This is a genomic window from Neolewinella maritima (genome assembly GCF_923081025.1).
GTDB lineage: Bacteria > Bacteroidota > Bacteroidia > Chitinophagales > Saprospiraceae > Neolewinella > Neolewinella maritima.
In genome coordinates, this window is record NZ_CAKLPZ010000003.1 from 262587 (window position 1) to 285770 (window position 23184).

At 59.1% G+C, this 23184-nt stretch carries 20 protein-coding genes and 1 tRNA gene; 11 read left to right on the forward strand and 10 right to left on the reverse strand.

Features of this window, described 5'->3' with window-relative positions; genetic code table 11:
• Positions 1 to 19 precede the first annotated feature (19 nt).
• On the forward strand, positions 20 to 574 hold the full coding sequence (gene def / locus MJQ68_RS12810; RefSeq protein ID WP_238751516.1) for a peptide deformylase: 555 nt from the start codon (positions 20 to 22) through the stop codon (positions 572 to 574).
• A 109-nt stretch (positions 575 to 683) separates the two neighbouring features.
• Here def and MJQ68_RS12815 read toward each other — a convergent pair whose 3' ends face one another.
• Positions 684 to 1064: a four helix bundle protein gene (locus tag MJQ68_RS12815; RefSeq protein ID WP_238751517.1), complete on the reverse strand. Its 381-nt coding sequence runs from the start codon at positions 1062 to 1064 to the stop codon at positions 684 to 686.
• A gap of 171 nt (positions 1065 to 1235) precedes the next feature.
• On the reverse strand, positions 1236 to 1889 hold the full coding sequence (locus MJQ68_RS12820) for a ribonuclease H1 domain-containing protein (RefSeq protein ID WP_238751518.1): 654 nt from the start codon (positions 1887 to 1889) through the stop codon (positions 1236 to 1238).
• Between the two features lie 43 nt (positions 1890 to 1932).
• Between MJQ68_RS12820 and MJQ68_RS12825 the strand changes: the two genes are divergently transcribed.
• The 6 genes from MJQ68_RS12825 (at position 1933) to MJQ68_RS12850 (ending at position 5452) form a co-directional block, all read left to right on the forward strand.
• Positions 1933 to 2727, forward strand: a complete 795-nt coding sequence (locus MJQ68_RS12825; RefSeq protein WP_238751519.1) for a TatD family hydrolase — start codon at positions 1933 to 1935, stop codon at positions 2725 to 2727.
• A gap of 164 nt (positions 2728 to 2891) precedes the next feature.
• Positions 2892 to 2978, forward strand: a tRNA-Ser gene (locus MJQ68_RS12830).
• Between the two features lie 79 nt (positions 2979 to 3057).
• On the forward strand, positions 3058 to 3786 hold the full coding sequence (locus MJQ68_RS12835) for a MotA/TolQ/ExbB proton channel family protein (RefSeq protein WP_238751520.1): 729 nt from the start codon (positions 3058 to 3060) through the stop codon (positions 3784 to 3786).
• A 29-nt stretch (positions 3787 to 3815) separates the two neighbouring features.
• Complete coding sequence (locus tag MJQ68_RS12840) at positions 3816 to 4322, forward strand: hypothetical protein (RefSeq protein ID WP_238751521.1); 507 nt, start codon at positions 3816 to 3818, stop codon at positions 4320 to 4322.
• Between the two features lie 22 nt (positions 4323 to 4344).
• The gene (locus MJQ68_RS12845) at positions 4345 to 4902 is read left to right on the forward strand and encodes an ExbD/TolR family protein (RefSeq protein ID WP_238751522.1); all 558 of its coding nucleotides are present in this window, start codon (positions 4345 to 4347) and stop codon (positions 4900 to 4902) included.
• Positions 4903 to 4975: 73 nt separating this feature from the next.
• Positions 4976 to 5452 (forward strand): ExbD/TolR family protein, encoded by a 477-nt coding sequence (locus tag MJQ68_RS12850; RefSeq protein ID WP_238751523.1) that lies wholly within the window; start codon positions 4976 to 4978, stop codon positions 5450 to 5452.
• Between the two features lie 333 nt (positions 5453 to 5785).
• On the opposite strand, the gene MJQ68_RS12855 is transcribed toward MJQ68_RS12850, so the two are convergent.
• The 4 genes from MJQ68_RS12855 to MJQ68_RS12870 form a co-directional block, all read right to left on the reverse strand.
• Positions 5786 to 7087 (reverse strand): MFS transporter, encoded by a 1302-nt coding sequence (locus tag MJQ68_RS12855; RefSeq protein ID WP_238751524.1) that lies wholly within the window; start codon positions 7085 to 7087, stop codon positions 5786 to 5788.
• 25 nt (positions 7088 to 7112) lie between these two features.
• Entirely contained in the window at positions 7113 to 7892 is a 780-nt protein-coding gene (locus MJQ68_RS12860; protein ID WP_238751525.1) for a 3-keto-disaccharide hydrolase, read from the reverse strand.
• A gap of 71 nt (positions 7893 to 7963) precedes the next feature.
• Positions 7964 to 9076 carry a glycosyltransferase family 4 protein gene (locus tag MJQ68_RS12865; RefSeq protein ID WP_238751526.1) on the reverse strand — a complete coding sequence of 371 codons (1113 nt, stop codon included), beginning with the start codon at positions 9074 to 9076 and terminating at the stop codon, positions 7964 to 7966.
• Positions 9077 to 9763: a DUF2461 domain-containing protein gene (locus MJQ68_RS12870; protein ID WP_238751527.1), complete on the reverse strand. Its 687-nt coding sequence runs from the start codon at positions 9761 to 9763 to the stop codon at positions 9077 to 9079.
• A gap of 32 nt (positions 9764 to 9795) precedes the next feature.
• On the opposite strand from MJQ68_RS12870, the gene MJQ68_RS12875 reads away from it, so the two are divergent.
• On the forward strand, positions 9796 to 11679 hold the full coding sequence (locus tag MJQ68_RS12875) for an ABC transporter ATP-binding protein (RefSeq protein WP_238751528.1): 1884 nt from the start codon (positions 9796 to 9798) through the stop codon (positions 11677 to 11679).
• Between the two features lie 70 nt (positions 11680 to 11749).
• Here the strand turns inward: MJQ68_RS12875 and MJQ68_RS12880 are convergent, their stop codons facing one another.
• Entirely contained in the window at positions 11750 to 15289 is a 3540-nt protein-coding gene (locus MJQ68_RS12880) for a PKD domain-containing protein (protein ID WP_238751529.1), read from the reverse strand.
• A 534-nt stretch (positions 15290 to 15823) separates the two neighbouring features.
• On the opposite strand from MJQ68_RS12880, the gene MJQ68_RS12885 reads away from it, so the two are divergent.
• Positions 15824 to 17350 (forward strand): hypothetical protein, encoded by a 1527-nt coding sequence (locus MJQ68_RS12885; RefSeq protein WP_238751530.1) that lies wholly within the window; start codon positions 15824 to 15826, stop codon positions 17348 to 17350.
• A 27-nt stretch (positions 17351 to 17377) separates the two neighbouring features.
• Here the strand turns inward: MJQ68_RS12885 and argH are convergent, their stop codons facing one another.
• The 3 genes from argH to MJQ68_RS12900 all read right to left on the reverse strand — a co-directional run bounded on the left by argH (position 17378) and on the right by MJQ68_RS12900 (position 19893).
• Complete coding sequence (gene argH / locus MJQ68_RS12890) at positions 17378 to 18721, reverse strand: argininosuccinate lyase (protein WP_238751531.1); 1344 nt, start codon at positions 18719 to 18721, stop codon at positions 17378 to 17380.
• A 9-nt stretch (positions 18722 to 18730) separates the two neighbouring features.
• Positions 18731 to 19144 (reverse strand): DUF5655 domain-containing protein, encoded by a 414-nt coding sequence (locus tag MJQ68_RS12895; protein WP_238751532.1) that lies wholly within the window; start codon positions 19142 to 19144, stop codon positions 18731 to 18733.
• Positions 19145 to 19221: 77 nt separating this feature from the next.
• The gene (locus tag MJQ68_RS12900) at positions 19222 to 19893 is read right to left on the reverse strand and encodes a nitroreductase family protein (protein ID WP_238751533.1); all 672 of its coding nucleotides are present in this window, start codon (positions 19891 to 19893) and stop codon (positions 19222 to 19224) included.
• Between the two features lie 157 nt (positions 19894 to 20050).
• Here MJQ68_RS12900 and MJQ68_RS12905 point away from each other — a divergent pair, with 157 nt between their 5' ends.
• Together MJQ68_RS12905 and MJQ68_RS12910 are read left to right on the forward strand one after the other, a co-directional pair.
• Complete coding sequence (locus MJQ68_RS12905; protein ID WP_238751534.1) at positions 20051 to 20491, forward strand: hypothetical protein; 441 nt, start codon at positions 20051 to 20053, stop codon at positions 20489 to 20491.
• 134 nt (positions 20492 to 20625) lie between these two features.
• Positions 20626 to 23103 (forward strand): TonB-dependent receptor domain-containing protein, encoded by a 2478-nt coding sequence (locus MJQ68_RS12910; protein WP_238751535.1) that lies wholly within the window; start codon positions 20626 to 20628, stop codon positions 23101 to 23103.
• Positions 23104 to 23184: the final 81 nt, after the last annotated feature.

Sequence of the window (23184 nt, forward strand, 5' to 3'; positions counted from 1 at the left end):
CACCCCCAACTAAGCCCTAATGATTCTACCGATTTACGCCTACGGTCAGCCCGTGCTGAAGAAAGTGGCCGAGCCCATTGCCGCCGACTATCCCGATCTGGCGCAGTTTATCGCTGACATGTGGGAGACCATGGAGGAGGCCAATGGGGTAGGTCTGGCCGCGCCGCAGGTGGGCCGCAGCATCCGGCTGTTCGTGGTCGATAGCGGCCCCATGCAGGACGAGGGCAAGGAGGGCGAGGGCATCCGTCAGGTATTCATCAACGCCGAGATCATCGAGGAGGCCGGTGCCGACTGCAGCTACGCCGAGGGCTGCCTCAGCATCCCCGACATCACCGGCGACGTGGTACGCCCCGAGCAGGTCACCATCGAGTACGAAGACGAGCACTTCGTGACCCACACCTCCACTTTTACTGGCATGAACGCCCGCGTGGTGCAGCACGAGTACGACCATATCGAGGGTATTCTGTTCACCGAGCACCTCAAGCCCCTGAAGAAACGGCTGGTCAAGCGCAAGCTGGAGAAGATCCGTAGGGGGGATATTGAGCTGAAGTATCGGATGAAGTTTGTTAGATAGACCTGCTGTCGCAGGGAGTAGACCTGCTGTCGCAGGGTAGACCGCTCGCTGGCGCGTGCGAGGGCAGACCGCTACGCGGGTAGACGGGGGGGGGAAGAGTGCGGGCGACTTAGTTGGTGTTGTTCCAGTTTTTATAGCGCTGCCAGTTATTCTGCATGTGGGTCAGTAGCTTGCCTACTTCTTCGGACTGCTGTCTCCAATTGGTGTAGTCTTCTTTGCTGATGTAGGCGGCTTCAAGGGCAAAGTCCAGCCAGACTTGCGTCTCGAAGTTTTCGGACACTACAATAGCGAGCTTAGACTGATAATGTTTCTGGTACTGCCTCACCCCATACACCTCCGCCAAGTTGGCGCATACAGAGCGGGACGAACGACGAATTTGATCGATGAATGCGTACTCATTTCGGGGAAACTGTAGGGTAGCCTTTCGTAGCTGACTAGCTAATTGAAATCCCTTGCGGTAAGCAGCCAGTTTGCGGAAGTCGGAGGCCATGTACTTTCTATTTGCAGCAAACCTATGTCAAGCTCCAGCTGGGTACCCGATCGTATACGTAAATAGTCGATTATATACGCTTACTATCGCCTGCCGTCTACTCCGCTTCAGCGGTCTACGTCCGCACGCGCCAGCGCGGACTCTACCCCACGACAGTGGGTCTAATCCCCCCTATTTCCGCCCAAAATCAGCAGGTATCTCCCCCCACACCTTAGTCTTCCACTTGAGGATCGGGTTGGTGACGGTGTTTTCCTTGAGCCAGGCTTCGGCCTTTTCGATGGTCTGGTAGAGGAGCTCGGTCTTGGCATTGCGGACCAGGGTGGTCTTGCACTTGCCCTTTTTGATCCAGCCCATAGCGATCTTGGAGTCGGTATAGATTGGCAGGTCGGGCTGCTCCTGCTTCTGGAGGAAGGCCAGCGCGTGGACCAGGGCCAAAAATTCGCCGATGTTGTTGGTGCCCAGGGGGAAGGCCTGGTGGAAGATCTGCCGCTTGCCCACAGTGGTCACGCCCTGGTACTCCATCTTTCCGGGGTTGCCGGAGCAGGCGGCGTCTACGCTGATGCTCTTACCGATGATCGTTTCCGAGCTAGGCACGGCGGAAGGGCGCGTACGCGGGTGCGATGACTTGGAAGCTTTAGTCCCCAGGCTCTGCTTGAGGTAGCTGCCGAATCCCCTGCGGAAGGCGGCTTCGGCCTGGGCGCGATCGGGAAAGGACTTGTACTTTGCCCCCTTATAGCCGTCGATCTGCTGCTTGGCGGTAGGCCAGGCGGTGTAGACGCCCGGTACGTGGCCCATCCAGACGACGTAGTATTTCTTTTTCGCCATAGCCACGAAGGTAGCACCCCGCCCCAAGCCCCTCCCCCCCGATATGTACATCGATACCCATACCCACCTCTATAGCAGCAAATTTGACGGCGACCGGCCGGCGATGCTCGCACGCGCGCGGCAAGCCGGCGTAGACCTAGCCCTGCTACCCGCCATCGACCGGAGTACGCACGCCGCCATGCTGGACCTAGAGCGTGCACAGCCGGAGTTCTGCCACGCGATGATCGGGCTGCACCCCGTGAGCGTAAAGGAGGACTACGAGGAGGAGCTGGCCGAGGTGCACCGCTATCTGCAACTGCCCCGCAAGTGGGTGGCCATCGGGGAGATTGGTATGGACCTGCACTGGGATACCACCTACCGGCCGCAGCAGGAAGATGCCTTTGTCCGGCAGTGCGGCTGGGCGGTGGAATACGACCTGCCGATCAGTATTCACGCCCGTATGGCGATCGATGAGTTACTGGATTTGCTGGAGGGGATGTCAGGCGCGCACCCCCGGGGGGTGTTCCACTGCTTTACGGGAGACGTAGGGCAGGCGGACCGGGCCATTGCGCTGGGTTTTGCGCTCGGAATCGGTGGGGTAGCGACCTTTAAAAACGGTGGATTGGAGGGGGTGCTGCGGCACGTACCGAAAAATGCCGTGCTACTTGAGACGGATGCGCCCTATCTTGCACCAACACCGTACCGGGGAAAGCGCAATGAGACGGCCTATCTCCCATTGGTAGCCGAAAAGATTGCGGCGGTCTGGGGAATTGAATTATCGGACGTTGGGCGCATCACCACGCAGAACGCACGGCAACTGTTTGACCTTGACCGCTTTGCGGAAAATAGCGTAGCTTAAGCGGTAGGGTGATACGTACTAAAGCCCTTGCTTATTTTGCGACAGGCGGTTAAAAATTTTGTTTTGTTGATCGTTTTTACAATTTTTGCGTCTACACCCACGGTCCCTGACCTGGGAATGACAGTACGGGAGGCTGAATGAAGCCACCCGAAACGAATTCATACGGAGAAGTGCTCGAGTGGTTGAAGAGGTACGCCTGGAAAGCGTATATGCGGGTAACCGTATCGAGGGTTCGAATCCCTCTTTCTCCGCAGTGCCTTACGCCAAATGGCGGGAGGTTCTCATCTTATTCTTACGCAACCACACTACGTTAAACCTTTAAATACGGCTATGCGACATCTTATTAAACCACTGGCGGTACTCGCGCTGGTCGCCTTTTCCGCAGCGGATCTGGCAGCTCAAGAATCCGACGGCTTCCAGGTCCTGAAGAAGAACTTCATCGACGGCGACTGGCGCTTCATGGCGATCGTACTGATCTGTCTGATTCTCGGTTTGGCGTTCTGTATCGAGCGAATCATCACGCTCAACCTGGCCTCCACCAACACCGACAAGCTCCTCTCCCGTATCGGAGAACGCCTCGAAGCCGGTGATGTGGAAGGTGCCAAGGAAGTAGCGAAGTCTACCCCCGGCCCCACCGCCAGCGTACTGTACGAAGGACTCCGCCACAGCTCCGAAGGCCCCGACGCCGTAGAGAAGGCGATCGTCAGCTACGGTTCCGTACAGATGGGCCTGCTCGAGCGCGGCCTGGTATGGATCGCCCTGTTTATCGCCATTGCTCCCATGCTCGGCTTTATGGGTACGGTAATCGGTATGATCCAGGCCTTCAACCGTATTGAGACGGTAGGTGACCTGAGCCCCGCGGTAGTAGCCGGCGGTATTAAGGTAGCCCTGCTGACCACGGTATTCGGTCTGGTAGTAGCCATTATCCTGCAGATCCTGTACAACTACATCGTCAACAAGATCGACGGTATCGTCAACCGCATGGAAGATGCTACGATCGCCCTGGTAGACATCATGGCGACCAACAACATCTTTACGACCACGCGTCCCCGGATCTAACCGGCTCATCCGCAAAAATCCAATCAACTATGTATACGTTCTTAAACAAGTACGGTCAGGCGTTGGCCTTCGGGATTGGAGTGCTGATCACGGTTATCTTTCTGGCGGCGATCTTCTCCGCGGACGACACGACCCGCGAACTGCTCCTAGCTAACGATAAGTCGCCCGAGGCGTACGATACCGGCATCTTCGACTTCGGTATCACCATTTCCGTCGTCCTGATCGGCCTGGCCTTCTTGGTAGCCATCATCTTCGGAGTGGTCCAGATGATCGACAACCCCAAGGGTTCGCTCAAGGGAATTGCCGGACTGGTCGCACTCGTCCTCATCATGTTCATCGGATACTCGATGGCCAGCGGTGAGGTCAACGATCCGGAGATCGCTAACGCGATCACCAAGTTCGAGACTTCACAGGAGGCCTCTATTTCACCGGGCAATTTGAAATTCATCAGCGGCTCCATCGTGACGGCGCTGATCATGCTAGCCCTGGCGGTACTCACCCTCGTGGTGTTCGGTATCCGCGGCCTCTTTAAGTAACCAATCACAACCGACTACGACCATGGCTAAGACCAAAACGAGAGACCGGATGAATAACGAGATCAATGCAGGCTCGATGGCGGATATCGCCTTCCTGCTGCTGATCTTCTTTCTGGTCACCACCACTATCGCAGAAGACAAGGGCATTCTCGTCAAGCTACCACCCTGGTCCGATGAGGAACCCGATATCACCAAGCTGAAGGAGCGCAACGTGTTCTCCGTGCTGGTCAATGCGCAAAACCAGCTGCTCGTCCGCGAGGAGCCGGCCCGCATCGGCGAGCTACGCGAACGCGCCAAGGAGTTCATCATGAACCCCAGCAAGCGCCCCGACCTGGCCGAAGGCCCACGGAATGCTATTATCTCCCTGAAGAACGACCGGGGTACTAACTACGAGACCTACCTGGCCGTCTACAATGAGCTCAAGGGTGCGTACGACGAACTGTGGGACGAACTCTCCGAACGCCGGTACGGACAGCCTTACTCGGACGAGATGCCCTTCGCTCAGCGCAAGGCCATTCGCGACGAGATCCCCATGGTACTGTCCGAAGCCGAGCCCACCAACTTCGGTGAGGAGCAGTAAATCGGACCGTTCACCCACCATTACCGCCCGCAGATTCATCTGTTAAGCGCAGTCACTAATACAAACTCAACCCATGGCCAAGTTTAGCAAAAAGCGCGGCAAGTCTTCCCCCGCGATCTCTACCGCCTCGCTGCCCGATATCATCTTCATGTTGCTCTTCTTCTTCATGATGGTGACCGTGCTGCGGGACTCCGACCTAAAGCTCTCCGTCAATACGCCGGAAGCCACTCAGCTCACCAAGCTGGATGAGAAGTCGCTGGTCAACTACATCTACGTAGGACGCCCTACGCAGCAGTACCAGGCCGTATACGGTACTTCGCCCCGCATCCAGCTGAGCGACAAGATCTCCACGGTCGATGACATCCCCCTGTTCCTGGAACAGCACAAAGTGAAGCTCCCCGAGGCCAAGCGTAGCCGTATCACCTCCTCGCTTCGTGTGGACGGCGATGTCACCATGGGTATCGTACAGGACGTCAAGACCAAGCTGCGTAAGAGTAACCAGCTGAAGATCAACTACTCCGCCGGTAAGCGTACCGACGAGCTACGGTAATCGATCGGTAGGACCACCTCCTGCCACCACAAAGCCGCTTCTCCTCACTGGGGAAGCGGCTTTTTTGTGTCCGCTTACCAGCGCTTGCGGACTGGGCGCTGGGGTCAAGTGTACTCCCCATTGACACCATAGACTCCCCAGATACCCAGGCTTGACTAGTAACCTGCCTGCTGCGGTAGCTATAGTAGCCTCGACCTAGCCACAAATACACTATAGCTTAGCTGGATAGATTTAGATAAATCCTAATAGGTAGAAGGCTCCATCTACTACGTCAATCGCCCACTCCAAACAAGTTGGAGCGGGCGATTGACTGTAAATCATTTCGGCTCAGTGCTACCGGGCCGAACCGGGTACCGACATGGCGTCGGGGTCCAGCATCACTTCATCAGCGTGTACCTGCGGCTTGTTGCGCATGTAGAAGTATAGGCCGCCGAAGAGAACGATCAGGATGATGGGGAAGTAGATCATGGCCTGTAGCGTCTCTCGCCCGGCAATGAGGTCCGCTTCCGGGCCGGTAGCACCGATGGCGGTAGCCGCTGCGGTAGCGCTCTCGAGCCAGCCACCGATGACCGGATTCCAAACTACCATGGAGAACATGCCGATACCTCCCATGAGGGACAGGCCCAGTGCACCAGACTGAGGAGTGTACTCACTCACGAAGCCCAGCATGGTGGGCCAGAAGTAACATACACCCAGGGCAAACACCACCGCCGCCACGTAGATCATAGCGCCTTCTTGGGTACTCAGCAGGTAGATGCCCGCCGTGGTAAGAATGGAAGAGATCCACAGCACACCCGCCGGATTGAGCCGGTGGATGATGGGACCGGCAAAGAATCGACCCGTGGCCATCAAACCGGAAACCAGGGCCAGCACGAGCAGCGGTTGAGCCCCGGTGGCCCCGAGAATCTTTTCTACCCACTGTGTGGTACTGAACTCGGACGCCGCGGTAAGCGACATACAGACGAACATAAACAGGTAGAGCGGATTGAGTAAGCCCTTAAAATTGGCACCGGTATCGTTGACGATATTCTGTGATTTCGGGAATTCCTGACCGAAGATCAGCACGGCGTACGCAAGCGTCGGAAGTACCATGACCCAGATCAGTCCCTGCCATCCTATTGCATCGCCCAGGAAGTTGGCAACGAGTGAGCCGATGACTATACCGCCGGGAAACCAGACGTGAAACTTGTTGAGCATCTGACTCTTCTTGTCGGGATACATATCCACGATCATCGGATTACAGGCGGCCTCGACACTACCGTTGGCGAAACCGATGAAGAAGGTCGAGATGATCAGACCCCAGAAGCCACCGGCGTAAATCGTGAGGAGGAGTCCGGCCAGGTGGCTGACAAAGGCCATCCAGAGTAGATTCTTCGGCCCTACCTGATTATAGATCAGCCCGCCGACGATCATCGCAACGGGAAAGCCCAGAAAGGCCATGGAATTGACCCAGCCCAGTTCTACGTCGTTTAGGGCGAAGGTCTCTCCCAGTTCTGTAAGGATGCCCGCGCGAATGGCGAAGGTCATCGCCGTAACGATCAAGGATACACAGGCGGCCAGAAACAGCCGGTCCCGGTTCGCCGGCACCCCGGCCGGAATGCGGTCCTGCTGACCGGATGCAATAATGGTACTCATATACTATGATTTTCTAGGTTATCGACTACTTAGCGTCCAGGTCCCGAATACGAATGTTGCGGAACCAGACCGGGTCCCCGTGGTCCTGTAGGGCAATCTTGCCCGAGGTAGACTTGCCGAAGTCGGGCATATCCTTAAACTTGGACTCGGCGATCATCGCCTCCCAGGGCTCACCCTCGGCGGTGTAGCTGACGACCTTCTCCCCGTTCTGCCAGTGCTCGACGTAGCCGTCGGTGACCACCAGGCGGATCTTGTTCCATTCACCGGCGGGCTTAACGTTCTCCGGCTCCCCGGTGATCATATCGTAGAGGTCGCCGGACCGGTGGGTCGTGATCTTGGCGTCGGGGTGGCAGCTGTTGTCCAGGATCTGCATCTCGGGGCCGGTCTGCCAGGGGTAGCTGTTATCCTCAGATTCCACGATGTTGTAGATCAGGCCGCTGTTGCCGCACGCTCCGATCTTCCACTCTAGCTCCAGTTCGTAGTCGTCGTAGCTCTCGTCGGTGACCAGGTCACCGCCGCCCTCTACGCCGTGCTCGCCCTTGTTGGTGGTGTCGAGGTAGAGCACCCCGTCTTCGTCGATCTTCCAGGCGGGGCCGGGGGCATCCTCGCCGTATTTATGCCAGGCGTCGAGGGTGCCGCCGGCCAGGAGGTCGGTCCATTCGCCGTCACCCTCCAGGACTACATCCTCTTCGGTGGTCGACTGTGCTTCGGGAGTGGCCATGCTATCGGCGCGCGTAGAATCAGTGCCTCCACACGACAGCAGGAGCAGGGGGAGGCTTAGTAGAGTGAGTAGTCGGTAGTGCATTGATCGTCGGTTTACCCTGGTAAGGTAAGAAGCTACGGTAAATATGAAGAATAGCAAAAACGGCCAGGCTACTAGCGCGTCATGACGAAGCGGTAGGCAGCAGCGAGCTCCTCGGCCGAGCGCTCCGCCCGGTAGTGCTTGGTGATATAGGCAATAGCAGCGGTACCCAGGCGTTGGCGCAACGCTGGATCTTCTACCAGCCGGAGGACCGCGTGCACCAGCGCATCTTCGTCGCGCGGTGGTATGATGAGGGCGGTCTGCTCATGTACCCCCAGACCCCGGTTGCCCCCGATATCGGTCATGATGGTCGACCGACCCAGGAACATACTCTCCAGCAATACTTTGCTGAGTCCCTCCCCCTTGACACTGGGTAGCAAACTGATATCGGCGCCGGCCAACAGCCGCAGTACGTCCTCCCGGTAGCCGGCAAAGGTGAAGTCCTCGGCGTCGTGGTAAGGACTGTCGGCCAGGTCGACGGGCAGGTCCGTTTCTTCCAGTCCCCGACCCACGAACAAGAAGTGAAGCGGTAGCTCGGCGGGCATCCGGCGAATGGCCGTACCCAGGTAGTCCAGACCCTTCATACGACGGGCGTGAGCGACCACGATGATCACCACCCGGTCCGCCGGTATATCGAAGGCAGCGTGCAGATCGATCGGCTCGATGGCCGCGTACCAGGCCGGGTCGTGTCCCTTGCCCACCACTACCGTCTTGGAGGCGTCGAAGAACCGCTGCGCGTCGATGCTGTCCTTTACCGCCTGACTCACGCAGGTGATCATATCCACCCGTGGGTGCAGGTGCTGGGTGTAGGCCGTAGGGTCGTACCAGTTGACGTTACCCGTGTAGCCGCGGTAGGTAACCACCTTGCCGTCCCAGCCCTTCGCGGCGCGGACACCGGTGGCTACGGCCTTATTATTGTACAGGTGGAGGATGTCGTAGTCCCCCGTATCCAGTTCCTGCCGCAGGCGGTCGCGGTCGGCCCGTCCGAACTTCGTGGTTGGGTGCCAGTCGATGATGCGCACCCCGGCGGCCTCCAACTCTTCGAGGTAGTGAGCGCCCTCGCGGTGGGTCATAAGGGTTACCTGGTAGTCGTGCTGGCGTACCAGCTCTACGTAGAGTCTTCCCTCAGGACGTACGGCGTTAAGGCTATCCCGGTAGTCGGATACGACGAGTATCGAATAGCCCATCTAGTCCAGGATACTTTCGCCGTTCGCGTCCGTGGTGAGTACCTCGCTGAAGTAGTCGAAGAACGGACGCAGCCCCAGCAGGGCTTCTTCCGCCAAATCAATGAAGTCTGCGGAGAGCACCTCCTGCTCGCTAAAGGTCCGGGCCGCGTAGAACTGCTTGTAGCGGAGCAGGTCGATGTTGGGGTGGTCCCTGGGATAGCCCTGCGGGGCCGTCTTGAGTTGCTCGCCCCGCAGGGTACCGTATAGGCGGGTGAACTCCTTCGCCCCAGTGATCTCCCGCAGCGCACCGGCGTCCCCGTCCAGTTCTTCGCGGATGCGCTTGAGGTCTGCGCGCTCGATGCCGTAAAAGCCGCCGCCGACCATATTTTCGCTGGGGGAGAGGTGGAAGTAATAGCCGCCGCGTCGTTGCTTGCCGTCGCGGGTAAAACTGCCGGCGAAGTTGGTCTTATAGGGCAGCTTGTTCTTGCTGAAGCGCACGTCGCGGTAGATGCGGAAGAGCGCCTTTTTGCCGTTTTGGGTACTTATGACATCCGTCTTAGCGAGGCGGTCGAGCAGCTCCTGGGCGAAGGCGGCTACGTTGGCGCGGGCCGCGTCGTAGGCTTCCCGGTGCGCCGCGAACCAGTCGCGGTCGTTGTGCGCCGCCAGCTGGCGCAGGAAGGTGTAGGTAGCGTGCTCGATCCGTGCCATGGGCCGAAGGTACTACTGCCTACCTTTGCGGCATGGATTCCTTCCGCCGCCTGCTCGGCTACATGGGCAATTACCGGGGCCTGGTCGCCCTGGCCGTTTTCTGCAACGTGCTCACGGCCGTCTTTACGGTGGTGTCCATCCCCATTTTCCAGCCCTTCTTCAATATCCTGTTCGAGCAGACCGAAGTCGTCACCACCGCCCCCGACCGCATCACCTCCATGTCCGAACTGGAACAGTACGGCGGCTACAAGGTGACCGAGTGGATCACCACCCTAGGCCGGGAAACGGCCCTGCTGTACGTCTGCGGCTTCATCCTGCTGTCGTTCCTGCTCAAGAACTTGTTCCGCTACCTGGCGCTGTTCTTCATGGCCCCGGTGCGCAACGGCATCATCCGCGACCTGCGCAACGAGCTGTACAGCCACCTGCTGCACCTGCCCCTGGGCTACTTTACCGAAGAGCGCAAGGGCAACCTCCTGAGCCGCATCACGGGCGACGTGCAGGAGGTAGAAAGCAGCATCCTCAACGTCCTGGAAGCCGTCTGGCGCGAGCCCTTCATCATCGTGGGTGCCCTTGCCTTCATGATCTTCGTGAGCCCCTCGCTTACGCTCTTCGTTTTCGGACTCATGGTGTTCACCGGCGTGGTCATCGGCGGACTCGGCAAGCGCCTCAAGCGTAGCAGCGGCGAGGTGCAGGAGACGCTGGGCCAGATTGTCAGCCGCACCGAGGAAAGTCTGGGGGGCTTGCGCATCATCAAATCCTTCGGGGCCGAAGACTACCAAAGCCGGCGCTTCGCCGAGCTCAACGACAGCTACCGCTACCAGCTCACGCGGCTGCTGTGGCGGCGCGACCTCTCCAGCCCCCTCACCGAGTTTCTGGGTATCGCCACGGTGGCCGTGCTGCTCTTGTACGGCTCCCGGCAGGTGTTCGGTGGTACCATGGAGGCCGGCACCTTCATCGCCTTCATCTTCGCCTTCTATATGGTCATCGACCCAGCCAAGAATTTCAGTAAGGCCTGGTACAACGTACAAAAGGGCCTCGGCGCCCTGGAGCGGGTGGAGGCGGTACTGGATGTGCGTAACCCGCTGGTGCAAGGGGTTATGGGCTTAGGGGGAGAAGGGGTTAAGGTAGGCGTGAGTGCGGGCGCGGACGCGGGTGCGGTGAATGGTCGTGGGGGCGCGGCAGGTACTGAGGGAGTCCGTTTTCATCAGGTGGGTTTTTCTTACACCAGTGATGGACCTACCGTGCTGCACGATATAAACATTCACATCCCTACGGGCAAGGTGCTGGCCCTGGCTGGCGGTAGCGGGGGGGGTAAATCTACTATTGCCGACCTGCTGCCCCGCTTTTATGACCCCACGACGGGGAGTATTAGCCTGGACGGGCGGGACTTGCGCGATTACGATATTACCACCCTACGTGCACGCTTCGGGATCGTGAGTCAGGAGGCCATCCTGTTCAACGATACGGTGTACAACAACATCGTCTTCGGTATGGCCGGCGTCACGCCGGAGCAGGTCGAGCACGCCGCCCGCGTAGCTAACGCCCACGACTTCATCGTCGCCACCCCAGCTGGGTACCAGACCAATATCGGTGACCGGGGCACTAAGCTCAGCGGGGGACAGCGGCAGCGCCTCACCATCGCGCGGGCCGTGCTGCGCGATCCCGATATTCTTATTCTGGACGAGGCTACTTCGGCCCTGGACAGCGAATCCGAGCGGCTGGTCCAGGAAGCCCTACAGCGCCTGATGGCGGGCCGCACCGCCCTGGTGATCGCCCACCGCCTCAGCACCATCCAGAACGCGGACCAGATCGCCGTGCTGGACCACGGCCGCATCATCGAGCAGGGCACCCACGGGGAGTTGCTGGAGCGCGGTGGGGCCTACCGCAAGCTGGTGGAATTGCAGGAGGTGGGGTAATTAAAAAGGGGTGGATACCCGGAGGTATCCACCCAATATGGACTAGCGCTTGGCTAAGTCCTCCGATAGCCTACTGTATCAGTACCATGCGGTTCAGGCGTGTGTCGCCGTCCGTCAACTGTAGGAGGTACGCACCGGGTGCCAGCTGCAGGGCCGTCAGGTCCATGCGCAGGTTAGCGGCCTCCGCGGCTACCCGCTGCTCGATCACGCGCCGGCCGACCTGGTCCATCAGGGCCACCCGCAACTCACCCTCAAATCCGGTCCACTCGACCCGTAGCTCGTGGGAGGCCGGGTTGGGGTAGACCAGTGCGTCGATCCGGCCGGCGGCAGCCGCACCTTCCAGGTTGATGACAGTGGGCGCAGCCGGGGGCGCACTCACACTGACGGCTCCGACTTCGATCCGGTTGTCAGCCATCTTGGTGACCATTCCGCCACAGCTATCTTTCAGGGTGATCGTCACCCGGTAGCGGCCGGCAGCGAAGTACCGGTGCTGGGCATCGGCCTTATTCGTCAGTTGCTTGACCGACATCATCTCGCTGTAGCCATCGCCCCAATCGATCTTAGCCATGTGGTCGTCCTGATCATCAGCGTCCGTATAGTCGACGTACGCCTTGAGGATCTGTCCGATATCCTGGACGGTAGTGGGCACGTCGATGTTGGTGATGACGGGTGCGGCATTGGCTACCGAGCACTTGCTTACCTCGATCAGGTTGGGGGCCATCATCGTGGTCGTACCACCGCAGCCGTCGTCGATCGTAACGCTTACCTGGTAGCTGCCAGCGGCGAAGTAGCGGTGCTGGGCGTCCGCCTCATTGGTCAGCTGGTCGATCGACATCAGCTCGCTGAATCCGTCGCCCCAGTCGATCGTGGCCGTATGGTCGTCAGTATCGTCAGCATCCGTATAGTCCACGTAGGCCTTGAGGATCTGTCCGATGTCCTGGACGGTGGTGGGTACGTCGATAGCTGTAATTACCGGCGCGGCATTATTGATCGAGCAGTTGCCTACTTCGATCAGGTTGGGCGCCATCATCGTGGTCGTACCGCCACAGCCGTCCTTAATCGTGACGGTCACCTGGTAGCTGCCGGGGGCGAAGTAGCGGTGCTGGGCGTCCGCCTCATTGGTCAGCTGGTCGATCGACATCAGTTCGCTGAATCCGTCGCCCCAGTCGATCGTGGCCGTATGGTCGTCCTGATCGTCGGCGTCCGTGTAGTCCACGTAGGCCTTAAGGATTTGTCCGATGAGCTGGACGGTAGTAGGTACATCGATGTTCGTGATCACCGGCGCGGCCTTGGCGACCGGGCAGTTGCTCACTACGATCAGGTTGCTGGCCTGCTGCGTCACTACATTGCCACAACCGTCCTCCAGGGTGATGGTCACCTGATAGCTGCCGGGGGCGAAGTAGCGGTGCTGGGCGTCCGCCTCGTTGGTCAGCTGGTCAATCGACATCAGTTCGCTAAAACCATCGCCCCAATCGATTGTGGCCGTATGGTTGTCGTTATCGTCCGCGTCCGTATAGTCTACGTAGGCTTTGAGGATCTGTCCGATGAGCTGGACGGTAGTGGGCACATCGATGTTCGTGATCACGGGTGCGGCACCGCCGCCACCGGTACCGACCATAATGCCACTTTCGGTGGCCGTACAGCCGGCTACTCCATCATCCGTGGCCGTTACGGTGTACATACCATCCGGTAGTCCGGTAAACACGCCCGTGGTGTTGGACTGGTTCGTGGGGCCGGTCAGGTCGTAGGATACATTCCCAACCGCGCCACTCACCGTCACCTGAATACTACCATCACTGGTTGCCAGGCAGCTCACGTCCGTCACCGTGGGTGGATCGATGCTGAGGGTACAGGTCGTGTCACCGCCACCACCGCCACCGCCACCGTCGCTGGTCACGACCAGCTGGAACGTCTGGGTAGGAATGCCCCCCGGGTTCTGATGGTGGTGAATATCCTGTGCCTGTAGCTCGATGGTGTAGGTGCCTTCGTCACCGGGTAGGGGTGTTCCACTCAGCTGTCCCGTACCGTCTCCGTTGTCGGTAAGGGTCAGCCAGGGCGGGATACTTACCGCTACCAGCATGAGGGCATCGCCGTAGGGCAGGTCATCGTCCGTAGCCGTGATGTTATAGACGTAATTGAAGGTGCTCACGGCCGTCAGTACCGGTGTACTGGTAAACTGCGGCGTGGTGTTGACCAGGATGGGTACCTCGTAGGTAGCGGTCTCGGCGGTCAGGTCTTCGGCAGTGAAGACCGCATGCTGCATGCCCCAGTCGGTGGGGGCGGGCGTCCAGCTGAACACCGTACTGGTGGGGTTACCGGCAGGGGTAGGCAGGGGTGGGGCAAAGGTGGCCCCCAGGGTAGTGAAGTCGTCGCCGCTATCCTTCTGGGTAGCGGAGATGATCTGGACCTGATCGGCCGGGTCCGCATCCGAGGCCTGTACGGTGAACGTCAGCAGATCTCCCGGTGCCACCACCTGGTGCACGGTAGCGTCCGGCGTCGGAGGCACGTCGAAGACCGGCCGCTGGGATACTACGATCGATACCGCGGTAGCCGTCTGGTTCCCGAGGTCGTCCCGGGCCGTAATGTTGATGACGTTCGTGCCGATGTTCGCCAGTTGGGGCGTCCAGCTGAAGGACGACTGTGGGGTCTCGGCCGATACTGGAAGTCCGGGAGTAAACACCGCCCCCACGGGCACACCTACGGCGTTCAGGGTAACGGTGCTCCCCGGATCCGGGTCCGAAGCCTTTATGTCGAAGTTGACGGCCTGACCCGGACTCACGAAGAAGATAAAGTTATCGGCCGGCGTAACGGTGTAGTCAAAGACCGGCGGCGCCGAGGGCATCACCACCCGGATCAGGAAATCCACCATGGTGGCCGACTTGACGTTGCCCGAGCCGTCGAGGTCCTCGACAATAACCGGCATGGCGAACAGGCTACCCGCCGGAGCATTGTTCAGTGTGATGGTAGCTACGCCCTGCGGAGTGATGGATAGAGGAGTCAGATTAATACCCTGAAACTCCCCGGTGGTGGGCAGGCGGTACTGGATGGGATCACCATCCGGATCCGTAGCCGGTACATTGAAGGTAGCGGAAGCACCCATGGCAACGTTCACGATGGGAGACAGCGCGGTGACCGGGGAGTCATTACCCAGTACACCCGGTGACAGATCCACCTGGTTGAGTACGTACCGGGAGCCGGCCGCATTGCTGATCCCCGCGATCCGGCAACAGCCGGACAAGAAGGGCGTGTACGCCATATTGGCGGGGTACGTATGCGTGATGGTGGTCTCGCCGAAGAACCAATCGTCAGCAGCATCAACGGAAGTCACCGTGACGCGCACGCTCTCGCTCGTTCCGTCGCCGAACTGTAGGAGGTCCACGGTCGCTTCCGCACCCACCGAAGGAATGCCGCTAAAGAAGGCACTTGCCCGCCAGGCCTCCTGGATTTTGAATTCTACCGTGGTACCGCTGATGTGGCGCCAGCTCATCGAGCCGTAGCGGAAGTGACTAGCCTGCAGCGACATACTGAAGCACAGCAGGGCGAATAGTAAAAAGCGCATCACGGGCGCGCCCCGCCGGGGCAGGGCAATGAATTGTAATAGGTTGTTCATAACCGATGTGTTATTAGGAGGTGAAGGGATAGTGTGGTGAAATCGGGCGGCCCCACGGCTTAGCGGTACGCACGCCTTGCCCGGCCACGCCAAGAAGGCCGGTACGGGTTAGGTGTACATCCGAATATCAGTGGATAGCTCTGGGGGGAGCCGGGGCATTCAGTTACCGCATGCCTGTAGGTATCGGTAACCTTAAACAATTACAATACATGAGTAGGAGAAACTTAAGAGTGTTTCAAGTACCTAGAAAAGTATTCCAAATTTATAACTGTATGTTATACTAGTATAACGAATTTTTAAGTCGTTCGCAACTATTTTTCCATTTTTTTGCTGCCTCTGTAGGTGCTAGGCTGCCTCGCTGCTGTATTCCGTTCATCCAGGAAGTGTTACTCCTTCCAGCATATTATTTTGTTTTCGCCAGACCTTATCCGTCCTGCCCCAGCCTAGCGATTACCGTACCAGCGGTCGGTGCTAAATAGTACGCTTACCTTAGCGCAAGGGCATTTGCCTTCACCTACCCTAGTACAAGAATTTATGCCTATTCCTCGGTATAGTCTATTCGTTTTCTTCAGTTTAATTGCTTTCGCTGCTTCCGGACAGACCGACGGCGAGTTGGTCGACTGGGGGCCGCCACGGGATTTCAAAGTCGGCGTCTATTACGATTTCCTGGATTTCCGAGCCGATGGTAGCTACTTGCTACACCAACGAGATAAAAAAGCCGGAGACCTGATCTCCTACGGTACCGATCATCGGGTAGTGGGAACCGCGCCCGGACCCAGTAGGGGAGATGACACCAAAGCAAGCGTGCACCTACACATCGGGCAAGCCAACTGGCTGGGACGCTTCACGCAAGCCGACGGTAGCCAACAGACGGACTTCTCCGCCGGGCGCATCACTGAGGATGGGATCGAGGCCATGCCTACGTATGGCTACCGGGGTGACTACAGCTACAAAAGCATGTTCGTGTCTCGTACTGCCGCAGACTCCCCTCCACAGGTACTGGCCGACGCGGCGCAAAACAGGTTCTACCTCGTCAACGCGCGCATGCAGCAGGAGAAAAAGGAAGCGGAAACCGTAGAGGTCGGCGTATATGACCTCCAGTTCAACGAGGTCTGGCGACGTACGCTCACCCTAAACTTCGACGATGGGGAAGGGTACATCGTGCCGGGCGATGTGATGATGGATTCCACCACGGTGGTAGTAGCCGCCGTACTACCCTCCGCAAAGAAGCGCGACGGACCTACCCTACGGCTGTACCAAGTGGGTGCAGACGAGGTGCGACATACCGACCTCAACTTCCCGGAAGGAGTCGCGCTGCGGAGGTGGACGATGGCCCTCGACAAGGCCGACCGGAGCAAACTGACTGTTTACGGCGTCTACGCCGAGAGCGGAAAGAGCCGTAAAGTAATCGGTTCATTTCGTACCGTGCTGGACAGGGAACTTGTAAAAATCGACCAAACCATTACGCCGTTTGAGGACGAAACGCTTCTGGAATCCCTACGCGAGTCGAGCAAGGCCGCTATACTGGACGGTACGGGACAGGGAGGATTCAGGGGCTTCGACCTACTGCGGCTACCGAATGGTCATACCTGGATGCTCTTCGAGCAGTGCTATTATCAACCGTCCGGCGCTCAGGAAGCTTCCCAGCGAGCGTTGGGGTCACAGTGGTACACCACCGATGCGTACATCGTTCGCTACGATGCATCGGGTGTCATGCTGGGCACCCTACTGCTGGAGAAAGAGTATCCCTCACCCTCCGCTTCAGCTGGCTACTACGCCGCCATAGCGAACGATCGGGTGTTTCTACTTTACAACGATACCGAACACCGCAAGCTCGCCAAAGCCCTCGATAAATACGGCGGTCCGAGGACGGCGATCCAGGTGCTAGACTTCACCGGAAAGCAGCTAGATCGTTTCTACCTCCACCCGGAACCCAAGCGTGGCAAGCGTATCGAGCTAGGCAACATCCTACGCCAGGGCGATCGGCTGCTACTGCGTGGCTACAATAAGAACGATATGTACTTCGGTACCCTGAATCTTCTTTCCCTGCCGGCCCGCTAGGCCGATAAGGCCATCCATTTGCTGCAACTATGGCAGTAGTAAGTCTTCGGTAGCCTGGTCCACTCGCCCAAAATCGAAGCTATCCATGACAGCCTGTCGTTTGGCTCCGATTCGCTCGTTCCCTAGGTCACCCAGACTCCCCAGGTGGGTATGCTGCAACTCCGTCGGGGGCTCGAAAGTCCCCGCTTCGATGTCCTTGCCGACCCGCACGTAGGCATCCCGGAAGGGCACACCCTCCAGTACCAGCTTATTGACCGCCTCCACGCTATACAGATAGGTGTAGCGGGGGTCCGTCGGTAGCTCCTGGGCGCGCACGCGGGTGCGGGGCAGCGCATAACGGGCAATGGCCAGCCCGTCTTCGAGTTGGTCCAGGGCCGGAAAGATCGCTTCCTTCAGCAGCTGGAAGTCGCGGTGGTAGCCGCTCGGCAGATTGCCGGTGAGCTGACTCATCTGGGCCGGCAGGGTCTGCAGCAGGTTGCAGCGACCGCGCAGTAGCTCGAAGACATCCGGATTCTTTTTGTGTGGCATGATGCTGGACCCGGTCGTCAGGTCGTCGGGCAGCTGTAGAAAACCAAAGTTCTGACTGCTGTACAGGCAGACGTCCATCGCCATCTTGCCGATCGTCTGCGCCAGCCCCGCGATGGCGAAGGCTACGGTGAGTTCGGTCTTGCCCCGTCCCATCTGGGCGGCGACCACATTGATTACCGGCTCGCGGAAGCCCAGCAGCTCCGTAGTCCGGTCGCGATCGAGTGGGAAACTGGAGCCGTAACCTGCGGCTGACCCCAATGGATTCTGATCCACCGTATCGAAGGCCGCCTTCCACAGTCGCAGGTCGTCGATCAGGGCCTCTCCGTACGCACCGAACCACAGACCGAAGCTGCTCACCATCGCGATCTGCAGGTGGGTGTAGCCGGGGATGAGCTTGTCTTTATGCTCCTCGCTGAGCTCCGTCAGGGTACGGCTCAGGTCGGCGGTCTGCTCCACGATACCCTGGATGCGGTGGCGGAAGTACAGCCGCAGGTCTACCAGTACCTGGTCGTTGCGGCTGCGGCCGGAGTGGATCTTTTTGCCGTCGTCGCCCAGCGCGCGGGTTAGTAGCAGCTCAACCTGTGAGTGTACGTCTTCCACGCCATCTTCGATGACGAAGGAGCCGTCCAGGGTCCTGGAATAAAGCTCCCGCAACTTGGCGTTGCACCTGCGCGCCGCCGCCCCGTCGATGAGGCCTACTTCCTGGAGCATGGTGACGTGGGCGATGCTGCCGAGGATATCGAAGGGGGCCAACTCCAGGTCCAGCTCCCGGTCGCGGCCTACGGTGAAGTCTGCGATGCGTTGGTCGAGGGGGTAGTCTTTTTGCCAGAGTTTGTCAGCCATGCCGCGAAGCTAGCGATTACCGTAGTCGTAGCCCAGCCGCAGCAGGTCGATCTGCTCGGTGGTGAGCTCCCCCGGTCCGCCCAGCCGGATGCTGTGTCGAAACTTGGTCTTGCCCATACTGTCAGGGGCCGAGCGGTGGAGCAGGGGGGAGTGGATGACCTCCTGAGTGAAGAAGCTCAGTTCCAGCACCTTGGTCATGGGGCGTACGACCATCCAGGCCCGTTTGTTGGTGAACATGATGGCCCGCCGGGCGGGGGTGATGAGGTTGGGCTCCCAGTCGGCGGTGGCTAGCAGCACGTCATCAAAGGCCATGACCACTTCGTCGGGTTTACCGGCGAAGATCTCGTCGATGGTCTTTTCGCTACAGATGTGCCACTGGTCGGGGCGGCGGAAGGGCCGCTGGCATTTGGGGCAGGTCCACATGGGGAGGGGGTTAGACGGCCTTCGGCCGGGGTTAGACGCTTCGCTGGGTTAGACGGCCCAACCAGCGCGCAGCGCGACTACTCTGCATGATCGTACCAAGTAAGCACTTCCTCCAAAGGTTTGCGCTCGAGGGTAGGCACGGTCGCCCCTTCGGCGGGTAGGCCCACGGGCAGCAGCAGATACGCCCGCTCGTTGTCCGGCCGGTCCAGCACCTGCTGCAGGAAATTCATCGGGCTGGGGGTATGGGTCACCGTGACCAGGCCCGCCAGGTGGATCGCCGCGATGAGCATACCGCAGGCGATGCCTACGCTCTCGTTGACGTAGTAGTTCTTCTGCCGGTCTCCGTCCGGGCCCAGGTCATACGGCTTTTTGAATACGACGATCAGGTAGGGGGCGGTGGTAAGGAAAGGCTTATTCCAGTCCGTCCCGAATTTCTGCAGGTCAGCCAGCCAGTCGTCCGACATCCGGCCGTGGTAGTTTTCGTACTCCTCCCGCTCGGCGGCCTCCCTGATCTGCTGCTTGATCGCCGGATCGCTCACTATGCAGAAGTGCCAGGGTTGCTTGTGGGCCCCGGATGGCGCGGTGCAGGCCGTGGCTACGATATGCTCGATGACCGCGCGGGCTACCGGGGCAGGGGAGAAATCGCGCACCGTACGCCGGCTCGCCAGGCGCTCGTATAGTGTAGTGACAGCCTGTAGCATACGCTGCTCGTCCAGCGGGTGATGGGATAGGGGGACGTAGTCTGACATAGGGTGAAAAGAAGAAGCGACGAACGTAGCGAGAGCGCCGATCGAGGCAAGCTCTAGCCACAAGGTAAGCTGCCCGCCTGGTAGGAAAAATTTAACTAAAATGGACTAACGCGGCAGATAATACCGACGTCTAATCGACTAACAAAACCAATTACACATGAAACGCTTCTTTCCCGCCTGTGTACTCGCCCTGCTGCTCACCGCCTGCGGCGACGACGACGACCAGATCCCCCGCCTCCTCTGCGGACCCGACATCACCATCGGAGACGTGCTGGTCGCCCGGGAGTTCGACTCCTTCACGCTAGTCGATGCCAAGGTCACTGATCTGTGCCTGGAGGTCACGGTCTCGGCCACCGGCTGCAGCAGCCAGGGCTGGACCATGGAGCTGTTCACCTTCGGCGAAGTAGCCGAAAGTCTGCCCACCCAGACCTCCGCCCGCCTGCTGTTCGATGATGGGGTAGATGCGGCAGAATTTACCTGCCAGGCCGAAGTCACCGAGACCTACTCCTTCGACCTCTCCCCCTACCTGACCCCGGATGCCCTGCCGACCGAATTCACCCTGACCGGTCTGGCCACCACGCTGTCCATTCCTGACTAGCTTCCTGCCGGAACGGTAGTTTGTCCCAACCGTAGATTAGTATGCTCGTTTGGTCGATTAGGCGTATAGTTGCCACAACATGGGGGAGCGCGGTGCGGTAGCCCTGGTATTCGCTCAGCCAGCTCCCCCTAGTTATGAAGACTACGCTACTATTCTGCCTCCTGACCACTGCACTGTTCGGGCAGTACCCCGGCGCGGGCGGTCCGCCCGCCATCAAGGGCACCATCAAGGGGAGCGTGACCGACGAGCAGACCGGTGATCCGGTAGAGTACGCCACCATCGTTCTCCTGGCCGCCGATGGCACCACACAGATCAACGGTACCCTGACCGAGCCCGACGGTAGCTTTCGCCTTACCGATATCCCCGTAGGCGACTACCAGATCAAGGCCACCTTCATCGGCTACACCGAGTTGCTCGTGTCCGAGGTCAAGACCACCAAGAAGAGCCCGGACCTCGAGGTCGAACCGATCACACTTTCCGCCGATGCCGTACTGTTGGACGGGGTAGAAGTCACCGGCGAGGCCAGCCTGATCGAGAACCGTATCGATAAATTGGTCTACAATGCCGAAAAGGACGCCACCAATCAAGGCGGTGATGCCAGCGACGTACTGCGTAAAGTTCCGCTACTGAGTGTCGACCTGGAGGGTAATGTGAGTCTGCGCGGCTCCTCTAACCTGCGCATCCTGATCAACGGCCGACCCTCCACCATCTTCGCTACCAGTGTAGCCGATGCCCTGAAGGGTATACCCAGCGACCAGATCAAGTCCGTCGAAGTGATCACCACCCCCTCAGCCCGCTACGACGGCGAGGGCTCGGGCGGCATCATCAACATCATCACCAAGAAGAAGGAAGCTCAGGGCTTCACCGGCACGGTGAATAGCAGCATTGGCACCCGACAAAACAACTTCGGCCTGAACGTCAATGCCCTCGTGGGCCGCTTCGGCATCAACGGCGGCGTGAACGGCTTCTGGAGCTGGAAGCGGGACGCACTGATCGACTTTCGCCGTACCGACTTCGCCGGCGGCGAGACCGTCCGCTTCCTGGAGCAGAACGGCGTGAACGAGTCCGGCTTCTTCGGAGCTAATGGCAATGTGGGCGCCTTCTACGACTTCAACGCCTACAACAGCCTCAATCTCAGCGGCCGCTACAACCGCTTCGCCCGCTCGGGGGAGGGCACCACGAATGGCTTTCTCGATAACTTCCTGACCGGCGAAGACGCGATCTTCTCTCGCTTCAACGACAGCAAGAACGCCAACAGCGGCTTCGACGGCACGCTGGACTACCGCAAGACCTTCCCCGATCAGCCCGACCGCGAGCTCATCCTGGCCTTCCAACTCAGTGGACAGAACAGCAATACCGATAATATCGTCGACCAGTCCGGCAGCCTGCCCATCTACCAGCGCGACCTGATCAACACCAACGACGGGCTCAACCTGGAGTACACCGGACAGCTCGACTACGTACACCCCGCCGGCGAAAAGGTCAAGATCGAAACCGGACTTAAAGCAGTCATCCGCCGCATCGACAGCGACTACCGCACGCAGATCAAGCCCGACGACAACGGCACCTTTACCGACGCACCCCGGCTCACCGACCTCTTCTTCTACGACCAGGACGTCTACGCCGCCTACCTCAGTACCAACTGGACCATCACCGAAAACTGGGGACTAGTAGCCGGCGCCCGCTACGAAGCCACGGAGATCGGCGGAGAGTTTAGCAACGAGAATCCCGACTTCGTCAACCCCGACTTCGAAAACAGCTACCAGAACTTCCTGCCCAGCATCATCCTGAGCCGCAAGCTCAGCCAGTTTTCCAACCTCAAGGGCAGCTACACCAAGCGCATCCAGCGGCCAAGCCTGTTTTTCATCAACCCCTTCACGGCCATCTCCGACCCCAATACCCTACAGATCGGCAACCCCGACCTGGAGCCTGAGATCGTCGACCAGTACGAGCTGGCCTACAATACCTACATCAAGGGTGTAGTCATCAACGGCTCGGTCTACTACCGCGAGACCAAGGACCTCATCGAGAGCTTCCTACGGGTAGATGATGACGGTATCGCTAGCACCACCACCTACCTCAATATCGGAGCCAGCGATACTTACGGCGCCAACTTCTTTACCTCCTTCACGATCTGGAAAAAACTGCAACTCCGCGCCAGCGTCAACTACGGCCGCTACACCGGTACTGGTACCATCAACGGCGAACGGCTGGAGCGGTCCGCCAACGTCATCAGCGGCAACGGCGGCGGCAGCTACAAATTCAACGATAAGCTGCGGGCTGACTTCTTTGTCTTTGGTCGCGGTCCCCAGCAGACGCTTCAGGGCAGCAACCCCAGCTTCAGCATCTATGGCGTAGGACTCAACTACGACCTCAGCGAACGCACCAGCCTGGGTGTGCGCGTCATCACCCCCTTCAGCGAGGACAAGGTCTTTGCCAGCGAACTCAGTGGTACCGATTTCGAGCAGTATAGCGCCTTCACCATCCCCTTCCGCAGTTTCGGGGTCAGCTTCAGCCACAAGTTCGGTGCCATCGACTTCAAGGCCCAAAACCGTAGGAGCCGCGTGCGGAATGATGACCAGAAGGAGGGCGAGGGGAACCAGCAGTTCTAAGGTTAAACACAGATTACGCGGATTAATTCACGGATTAACTCACAGATTTTGTGAGCCGGAATCCGTGTGATATCCGTGCCC